Source organism: Acinetobacter sp. YH12129 (assembly GCF_013418685.1).
Lineage (GTDB): Bacteria > Pseudomonadota > Gammaproteobacteria > Pseudomonadales > Moraxellaceae > Acinetobacter > Acinetobacter amyesii.
Map to the genome: position 1 here is coordinate 1 of NZ_VPBP01000052.1, position 9,403 is coordinate 9,403.

The following is a 9,403-nucleotide window of genomic DNA, read 5'->3' on the forward strand; positions in this document are numbered from 1 at the left end:
CAGATTTAAATCCAATAGAAAATATGTGGTCACGAGTCAAGGCGATTCGAACTAAGTTTAGAGTTAAAGATATTGATAAATTATTTAAAGATTACTGTAATGATTTATTTGGTATTTAGCTATAGTGCATTTCGTATGGGTTATATATTATGGAGTGAACAGCAACAAAAAATCGTTGCAACAGGCGATGCGGTTATTGTGTGCGTGGATAAAATGACCCTGCAAAAAACCTCTATTCCAGAAAATATTAAAACCAAAATAAAAGCCTTAGAAAATTCAGTGGGAAATAATATTTAAATACAATTTAACTTTATATATTTTAAGGAGTCGTGTTAAAATATTGTAGTAAAATGAAAATTATTTATTGAATAAAAATTTTATTATAATATTATGAGCGAGTTTTCATAAGCATTATTAAAATGAAATTTCGGAGTTAAAGATTATGCCTGATATTAGTAATTTATCAGTTGAAGAGTTAAAGAAGCTTCAAGTAGAAGCTGAAGCACTGATTGCATCTAAAAAAGATCAAGCGATTGAAGATGCGTATAACCGTATTGTTGAAATTGCAGAAAATTTAGATTTAAGCGTTGAACAAATTCTTGAATTTGGTTTAAGCAAACGTAAAAAATCAACGCGTAAAGCGGTTGAGCCACGTTACCGTAGCAAAACCAATGCAGATGACACGTGGACTGGTCGTGGTAAACAACCACGTTGGTTAGTGGCTGAGTTAGAAAAAGGCGCGAAACTAGAAGACTTCTTAATTTAAGAACAATTCATGAAATCGTCATATCCTGAGTTCAGGATAATTAAACCAGGCAAATGCCTGGTTTTTTTATCTCTTTGAATTGGCTATGCAGAAAAAGTATGCATAATGTGTCTATAAAGAAAAATGTTTAAATGATGGAAAAAAATTGATGGATCGGTTGTGGTGGGATGATCAATAAAACTAATAATATTCGGTGGCTCATTTTTGCTGCGATCAGTTTTTTAATTTTCGTTATGCTGCAAGTGCCAGCAGCGTGGCTCATTACAAAGTTTTATAAAAATAACCAAATGCTACATAACGTCAGTGGCAATATTTGGCATGGGCAAGCAGATTGGACACGAGGAAATTTGAAAGGCTCGTTAAACTGGAACACACGCCCGTGGGATTTGATTTTATTACGCTTGGGTGCAAATGTTGAAATTCATAGTGGCAATACCAAACTACAAGGTGTGATGGGGTATGGTTTTGGTAAAAGTATTAGTATTAAAAACTTAGAGGGTCAAATTGCTCCTGAAACCTTAAAAAGTTTTGCCGATTGGCAATGGCCAATGAATGCCATTCAATTAAAAGATGTGCAGTTTAAATATAAGCCACAACAGGGATTTAGTCGTTCATCAGGCGAGATACAGTGGGCAGGTGGGGATTTATCCTTTAGCTTTGCACAGCGTCAAGAGTCAATGAATGTGCCTGCCATGTTGGCTCAATTAAAAGACGATAATGGCAAATTGTCGATTGATGTTCGAGATCAACGTGAACAAAAAATGATGAATATGTCACTTGAGCCAGACCTCATGTTGGATGTGCAATTAACCCAGCGCTTTTTGATGAATGTTGCTTCCTATGAAGGTAAGGCAGGATTAGATACGTATGTGATTAGTTCGCGTCAACCCCTATTGAGTGGGGTGAACTGATGGCTGACTATTTCGAAAAAATCCGCGAGATCAATTGGAAGCAAACAGATCGACTTGCACCTGTGGTCTTGGCTTTAATAATTTTGTACCTGTGCTGGAAGTTAGCCGCTTTATTTTGGTTATTGATTGCACCGCCACAAGCCATGCAGTTAGACCGAGTTGAATTGGGTTCACAGCAAACGCAAGTTCCTAATATTAGCTCTTTTGCCTTGTTTCAGGAAAACCGCAGTTCAGCAGCTGACGCGCAGTTAAATATGGTGTTACAAGGTGTGGTGGTTGGACAGCCAAGTCGCTACTCGTCGGCAGTGATTAAGGTCAATGAGAGTTCAGATCGCTACTTGGTTGGAGAAACCATTCAAGGTTCATCATATCAACTGGCTGAAGTTTATTGGGATAAGGTGATTTTAACGCAGGGTAATGGTGCACGGCGTGAATTGGCGTTCCAAGGTATTGAAAACGGATTAGATCAACCGATTGTCCCTACAGCCAATGCAACATCAGGCGGATCTTTACAAAATAACAGCATGCAAAATACAACTGATCCTGCAAATTTAGGGCAAAGCACAACGCAGTCCGCGATTGGTCAGGCCGTACAACGCATGACTGAAAATCGTGAACAATATATGCAGGAAATGGGGGTAAATCCATCAGTTAATGGTGGGTTTGAAGTTTCAAATCGAACACCTGCAGCCTTAAGAAATAAATTGGGTTTGCAGCCGGGTGACCGCATCATGTCTTTAAATGGGCAGGCGGTCGGTGCAGGACAATCTGAGGCGCAATTATTAGAACAAGCCCGCCGTGAAGGGCAGGTGAAACTTGAAGTCAAACGTGGTGATCAAGTGATGACCATACAACAGGATTTTTAGTGATGTTTCATCACTTTATAGGGTTAGGAAACACAGGCGTATATGGCTTTATTTAATAATAACCGTTCAACTTTAGCTGCCTATGCCATGGTGCCCTTGGTTGCTATGGTCAGCACAGCAAGTTATGCACAAACATGGAAAATCAATTTACGTGATGCAGATCTTACGGCATTCATTAATGAAGTCGCAGATATCACGGGGAAAAATTTTGCAGTTGATCCACGGGTACGAGGAAATGTAACGGTTATTTCCAATAAGCCTTTAAATAAAAATGAAGTCTATGACCTGTTTCTCGGTGTATTGAATGTCAATGGCGTGGTAGCGATTCCATCAGGCAACACCATTAAACTGGTTCCAGACAGTAATGTAAAAAGCTCGGGCATTCCTTATGATGCGCGCCACCGTGCATCTGGAGACCAAATTGTCACCCGAGTGATTTGGCTTGATAACACCAATGCCAACGACTTAATTCCAGCCCTACGTCCATTGATGCCGCAATTTGCACATTTGTCAGCAGTGGCAGGGACCAATGCGCTGATTGTGTCAGATCGCGCAAGTAATATTTACCAGCTCGAAACGATTATTCGTAATTTAGATGGAACGGGTCAAAATGATATCGAAGCCGTGACGCTGCAATCGAGTCAGGCCGAAGAAATGATTGGGCTGTTAGAGTCGATGAGTTCGACCGGCGCATCAAAAGACCCAAAAGGGTCACGAATTCGTATCATCGCAGACAATCGAACCAATCGTATTATCATTAAAGGTGATACAGCGACACGTAAGCGTATTCGTAAGATTATTGAGACCTTAGATGTGCCTGCGGCAGATCGATTGGGTGGATTGAAAGTTTTTCGTCTAAAGTATGCAAGTGCAAAAAACTTGTCGGAAATCTTACAAGGCTTGGTCACGGGGCAGGCCGTTTCGAGTACGAATTCATCGAATAGCTCAAATAGCAGCACGATGAACAGTTTAATGAATGATAGTAACAGTTCAAATTCACAGTCATTCAGTTCACAAAATAACACCAGTTCTGGCATTAACCTCAACAGCAATAACTCTTCCAATAATACGCAAAACGGTATCTCAAGTTTTAATGCCAATGGCGTGAGTATTATTGCCGATGCCACACAAAATGCACTGATTGTAAAAGCAGATCCGCAGCTCATGCGAGAAATTGAATCTGCGATTCAGCAGCTCGATATTCGTCGTCAGCAAGTGCTGATCGAAGCGGCGATTATTGAAGTTGAAGGCACGGATACCGATCAGCTCGGTGTGCAATGGGCGTTGGGAGATATCAGTAGTGGTATCGGCTTAATTAACTTTGATAACTTTGGTTCTAGTTTAAAAAATATTGCCGCAGGATATTTAACTGGCGGCGCTGCGGGTGCAGGTAGCGCGGTGAGTGCCGGTACTTCTTTAGTTCTTGGTGATTATCGTGAAGGCAGTGATGGTTCGCGCAAACTCTATGGTGCGATGATTCAGGCCTTAAAAGAAAAAACCAAATCGAATCTATTATCTACACCGTCTATTGTGACGATGGACAACGAAGAAGCCTATATTGTGGTGGGTGAAAACGTTCCATTTGTGACAGGTTCGGTCACCACCAATGGTGGTACAGCCAATCCGTATACATCGATTGAGCGTAAAGATGTCGGTGTTACTTTGAAAGTTGTGCCGCATATTGGTGATGGCGGCTCGGTGCGTTTAGAGGTCGAGCAAGAAGTTTCTGATGTAAAAGACAATAAAGGTCAAGCGTCGGACTTGGTTACGACTAAACGTGCGATTAAAACCTCGATCTTGGCAGAGCATGGTCAAACGATTGTGTTGGGTGGTTTGATCTCTGACAATACATTGCATGGGCGTCAATCGGTTCCGGGGCTCGGGGCTATTCCTGTACTGGGCAAACTTTTTAGCTCGGAAGGAAAATCCAACAGTAAACGCAATTTGCTGATCTTTATTCATCCGACCATTGTTGGAAATTCTGCTGATGTGAAGAAAATGTCTCAGCAACGTTACAGTCAGCTCTATAGTCTGCAACTGGCACTGGATAATGACGGTAATTTTGCGAAATTACCTGAAAATGTGGACGATGTGTATCAGCAGCGCATACCTGTTTCAAAAGGTACAGCACCTGCGCCTGTGTATAAGACGGTACCGACAGCACCACAAACGACACAGCCAGCGGCAGTGGTCTCCACGCCAGTAGCCATTGAACCTACGGTGAAGCGCCAAACCATTACCGTACCGAATGGCAAAGTGGCGGGCACGCCTTAGGTGAGACAGCAGAGTGGTTTAGCTTTGAAACCACAGCATGCTATGATGAAAAAAACGAGCAATAGAGAATTAACTTCATGACTTGGAAAATTCAAGCAATTTCTGGTGATTTAACAGGACAAGAAATTAGTATTGAGCGAGATATGTTGGTGGGTCGTCATCAACAAGCAGATATTGTTTTACAAGAATCTGATGTATCGCGTAAACATGCTGCCTTTGTACTGAAAGATCAGGCACTCTGGTTGCAAGATCTCAATTCATCCAATGGGACGTTTATTAATGATGTCCGTTTGACTGGTGAATCACTTTTAAAAGAAGGTGATATTGTACAGTTTGCCAGTGTGAAGTTTAGTTTATTGGCTCCAGCTAAAGCTGTTCAGATCCCAGCGGATATTGAACAAAGCGTTGAAGCGTTGCAAACAGAAGAAATTACACCTGTTCAGCAGCCGTCTGAAGCTGTTGCGGTTTCTGAAACTGAGACACAAGAGCCTATCGTTAAAACCGCAGCACAACAAATGAATGATCAAGGTATGCCAGAGTTGAAAGAGCGAGATGGCTCGGTTCAATTGACTCGTGATGGTATGCCGACCAATGTAGGTGTGCCTAAACCTGCACCAATTCCTGAGGGAATTGACGTAACTGCTGTTCCGAAAAATGAAGCATGTGATGTAGAAATTCCAGCGACATGTGTAGAGCAAGAGCGTGAAGCGCAAAAAAATGCCTCTGTGGGCTTAATCTCAGTCATTGTTTTAATCATTCTTGCAATTATTGCATGGGTCTTGTTTAAATAAACCGAGACATTCCTCAAAAGGCATGCATGGGCATGCCTTTTTTATGGGGAAAATTTACAAAAAAATAGAGGGACATTATGTTTGAAGTTCGTTTAGCAGAACGCCAAATGATTTTATTTGATCTGGATGGAACGCTAGTCGATTCAGCATCTGACTTACATCGTGCGATGAATATGAGTTTAAATGCGTTGCAATTACCGTTGGTCACAGAAGCGCAGGTGCGAAACTGGATTGGGAAAGGAACTTCATTGTTTTGTCATAGCGTACTTGAATACTTGACCGGGAAGGTGGATGCCGCACAGCACCATCTTTTACTGGAAACTTTTCTAAAGATTTACAATGCAGATCCTTGTGTTTTGACGCAGCCCTTTGACGGCATTCTAGAGTTCTTGGATTGGGCAAAAGCAGAAGAGAAAATTCTGATTTGTGTGACCAATAAACCAGAGCAACCGGCACGCAGTATTGTGCAGGCACTAGGTATGCATGAATACTTTGATGATGTGATTGGCGGAGATCGTTTTGAAGAGCGTAAACCACATCCCAAGCAGCTAGAGTATTGTGCGGAGCATTATGCCTTGCCGAAACAGCAAATTTTGATGGTGGGTGATTCTGTCAATGATGTAGAGGCAGCACGTCGTGCGGGTATTGATTGTATTGTGGTCAGCTATGGCTATAATCATGGTGAAAATATTCGAGATTGTCAGCCGCAGCACGTGGTTGATAACTTAAAAGAATTATTGGGTTGAAATAAGTAGGGTTAAGGAAGTGAAAATGAGCAAGTGTGTAGGTTTTCGATGGCGTCACTCAATCAGCATGAGAAGAAATTAACTGAAATTGACCACGCGAAATATAGAGAAACCCAAATGACTACACAAACTCAATTTGAACAACTGAAAACTGCTGGATATAACTTGATTCCGGTATATCGTCAGCGCTTGGCAGATACAGAAACTCCACTTTCTGTCTTTGCGCGATTAAAACAACATAAACAAGCCTATTTATTTGAATCTGTAGAGGGTGGCGAAAACTGGGCGCGTTACTCCATTATTGGCTTGGGCGAGTCCACCGTATTTTCGTGTAATGAAGGGCAGTTGACCGTTCAACATGCTGATGGCTCGGTTGAAAAACAACAATGTGCTGACCCATTTCAATACATTCGTGACTTCCAAGCACAATATAAAGTGCCTACACAGCAAGATTTGCCAGCGTTGCCGAGCTTTACCGGTGGATTGGTTGGATACTTTGGTTATGATGCTGTACGTTATATCGAACCAAAGCTCAATAATGTGCCAGAAGCTGACCCGGTCGGGATTCCGGATATTTGGATGATGCTATCAAAAACCGTCATCGTCTTTGATAACCTTAAGGATACCTTATTCTTAATTGTGCATGCCGATGTAAATGATGCTGAGGCCTATACCAAGGCGCAGCAACAATTGGATGAGCTAGAAGAACTTTTGGCAACCCCAATTGCACTCAAAGCAAATAAGCATACTGCACCACAGTTTGAATCCATCACTGGACATGACAATTTTATTGATTCTATTGCGAAAGTAAAAGAGTACATTAAGGCCGGTGATGTGATGCAGGTTGTGCCGGGCCATCGTATGGTATCCGATTTTGATGGTGAGCCTTTGCAGGTCTATCGTGCACTACGTCACCTCAATCCATCGCCATATTTGTTCTTGGTGCAAGGGCAGACACTAGAAAATGACATTCCTTTTCATGTCGTCGGTTCATCACCTGAAATTTTGTCCCGTTTAGAAAATGGTGTGGCAACAGTTCGTCCTTTGGCGGGAACGCGACCACGGGGTAAAACAAAAGAAGAAGATTTAGCGCTAGAAAAAGATTTGCTATCTGATGAAAAAGAAATTGCAGAGCATTTGATGTTGATCGATTTGGGGCGAAATGATGTTGGACGCGTTTCTAAAATCGGTAAAGTTCACGTGACTGATCAAATGGTGATCGAACGTTATTCGCATGTCATGCACATTGTGTCAAATGTGCAAGGTGAAGTACGTGATGATGTCGATGCTTTGGATGTTTTTAAGGCAACATTCCCTGCGGGTACGCTTTCAGGTGCACCAAAAATCCGTGCTATGGAAATTATTGACGAAGTTGAACCAGTAAAACGTGGAATTTTTGGTGGTGCTGTTGGTTATTTAGGCTGGCATGGTGAAATGGACATGTCGATTGCGATTCGTACCTGTGTAATTCGTGAAAATAAGGTCTATGTTCAAGCTGGAGCAGGGGTGGTGTATGACTCTAATCCTGAATCAGAGTGGAATGAAACCCAAATAAAAGCTCGCGCAGTGATCAAAGCGGTTGAATTATCATCAAATGGATTGATTTTATGAGTTTTTCACGTTTTTTTTAGAAAAAACACTTGCAAGGATTTCAAGATTTGCTAAACTGCACACCGTTCCGATACGAAACGTACGAAACACTAAGAAACGCCGGCATAGCTCAGTTGGTAGAGCAACTGACTTGTAATCAGTAGGTCCACAGTTCGAATCCGTGTGCCGGCACCATCTTAGAAAGTTTGAGAGTGAGTAGAGAGAACAACACTGAAGTAAGTGTAAAATGGTGAGGTTCCCGAGCGGTCAAAGGGGGCGGACTGTAACTCCGCTACGAAAGTTTCGAAGGTTCGAATCCTTCCCTCACCACCAATTTTAAGACTTCAATAAGTGGTTTGTACCAACATCGTGCGGGAGTAGCTCAGTTGGTAGAGCGGTAGCCTTCCAAGCTACATGTCGCGAGTTCGACCCTCGTCTCCCGCTCCATATCTATTGAAGTGCTTATATTTGCTCTTATAGCTCAGTGGTAGAGCACTCCCTTGGTAAGGGAGAGGTCTCGAGTTCAAATCTCGATAAGAGCTCCAGATTTTACAGTTTAGCAACTTTAAATGTTGCACAAGATTCCAGAAGCAGGCTTTTTAGTCTGCTTTTCAAGTATTGGGTGTTTATTTTTTTAGGCGATATGTCGGAGCTGGGTTTTACTCAGAATTGTGTTCGACGTAAACGAGGAAGAAAAGCATGGCTAAGGCTAAGTTTGAACGTAATAAGCCACACGTTAACGTGGGCACAATCGGTCACGTTGACCATGGTAAAACGACTTTAACAGCTGCAATTGCAACTGTATGTGCAAAAAAATTCGGCGGTGAAGCGAAAGATTACGCTGCAATCGACTCTGCACCAGAAGAAAAAGCACGTGGTATTACAATTAATACTTCACACGTAGAATACGATTCTCCAATCCGTCACTACGCTCACGTAGACTGCCCAGGTCACGCCGATTATGTTAAAAACATGATTACTGGTGCTGCGCAAATGGATGGTGCGATCCTTGTATGTGCTGCGACTGATGGTCCAATGCCACAAACTCGTGAACACATCCTTCTTTCTCGTCAGGTAGGTGTACCTTACATCGTTGTATTCTTAAACAAATGCGACCTTGTTGACGACGAAGAGCTTCTTGAATTAGTAGAAATGGAAGTTCGTGAACTTCTTTCTACTTATGACTTCCCAGGCGACGACACTCCAGTAATCCGTGGTTCTGCTCTTGCAGCGCTTAACGGTGAAGCTGGTCAATACGGCGAAGACGCTGTAGTTGCTCTTGTTGAAGCTCTTGACTCTTACATCCCAGAGCCAGAACGTGCTATCGACCTTGCATTCCTTATGCCAATCGAAGACGTATTCTCAATTTCAGGTCGTGGTACAGTAGTAACTGGCCGTGTTGAAACTGGTATCGTGAAAGTAGGCGAAGAAGTTGAAATCGTTGGTATTAAAGATACAG

At 42.3% G+C, this 9,403-nt stretch carries 8 protein-coding genes, 4 tRNA genes and 1 pseudogene; all 13 read left to right on the top strand.

Going from position 1 to position 9,403, the window contains the following annotated elements; genetic code table 11:
* Window positions 1-123: 123 nt before the first annotated feature.
* Window positions 124-297 (top strand): annotated as a pseudogene (locus FTU65_RS15540) (acyl-CoA thioesterase); the annotation flags it as partial.
* A gap of 142 nt (window positions 298-439) precedes the next feature.
* Window positions 440-766, top strand: a complete 327-nt coding sequence (locus FTU65_RS15545; RefSeq protein WP_180007248.1) for an H-NS family nucleoid-associated regulatory protein — start codon at window positions 440-442, stop codon at window positions 764-766.
* Between the two features lie 167 nt (window positions 767-933).
* On the top strand, window positions 934-1,677 hold the full coding sequence (gspN, locus tag FTU65_RS15550; protein WP_168379021.1) for a type II secretion system protein N: 744 nt from the start codon (window positions 934-936) through the stop codon (window positions 1,675-1,677).
* Window positions 1,677-2,543 carry a type II secretion system protein N gene (locus tag FTU65_RS15555; RefSeq protein WP_180067030.1) on the top strand — a complete coding sequence of 289 codons (867 nt, stop codon included), beginning with the start codon at window positions 1,677-1,679 and terminating at the stop codon, window positions 2,541-2,543. The genes gspN and FTU65_RS15555 overlap by 1 nt, the downstream gene beginning before the upstream one ends.
* Before the next feature lie 42 nt (window positions 2,544-2,585).
* Complete coding sequence (gspD, locus tag FTU65_RS15560; protein WP_180067032.1) at window positions 2,586-4,817, top strand: type II secretion system secretin GspD; 2,232 nt, start codon at window positions 2,586-2,588, stop codon at window positions 4,815-4,817.
* Between the two features lie 77 nt (window positions 4,818-4,894).
* Window positions 4,895-5,608, top strand: a complete 714-nt coding sequence (locus tag FTU65_RS15565; RefSeq protein ID WP_180059377.1) for an FHA domain-containing protein — start codon at window positions 4,895-4,897, stop codon at window positions 5,606-5,608.
* 77 nt (window positions 5,609-5,685) lie between these two features.
* Window positions 5,686-6,354 carry a phosphoglycolate phosphatase gene (gph, locus tag FTU65_RS15570; RefSeq protein ID WP_180025946.1) on the top strand — a complete coding sequence of 223 codons (669 nt, stop codon included), beginning with the start codon at window positions 5,686-5,688 and terminating at the stop codon, window positions 6,352-6,354.
* A 117-nt stretch (window positions 6,355-6,471) separates the two neighbouring features.
* On the top strand, window positions 6,472-7,965 hold the full coding sequence (gene trpE, locus FTU65_RS15575; RefSeq protein WP_180067046.1) for an anthranilate synthase component I: 1,494 nt from the start codon (window positions 6,472-6,474) through the stop codon (window positions 7,963-7,965).
* Window positions 7,966-8,063: 98 nt separating this feature from the next.
* A tRNA-Thr gene (locus FTU65_RS15580) sits at window positions 8,064-8,139 on the top strand.
* Between the two features lie 54 nt (window positions 8,140-8,193).
* Window positions 8,194-8,277, top strand: a tRNA-Tyr gene (locus tag FTU65_RS15585).
* A gap of 38 nt (window positions 8,278-8,315) precedes the next feature.
* Window positions 8,316-8,391 (top strand) — tRNA-Gly (locus FTU65_RS15590).
* Window positions 8,392-8,414: 23 nt separating this feature from the next.
* Window positions 8,415-8,489, top strand: a tRNA-Thr gene (locus FTU65_RS15595).
* 154 nt (window positions 8,490-8,643) lie between these two features.
* On the top strand, window positions 8,644-9,403 hold a 760-nt coding region (locus tag FTU65_RS15600), incomplete at its 3' end, for an elongation factor Tu (protein ID WP_180065799.1).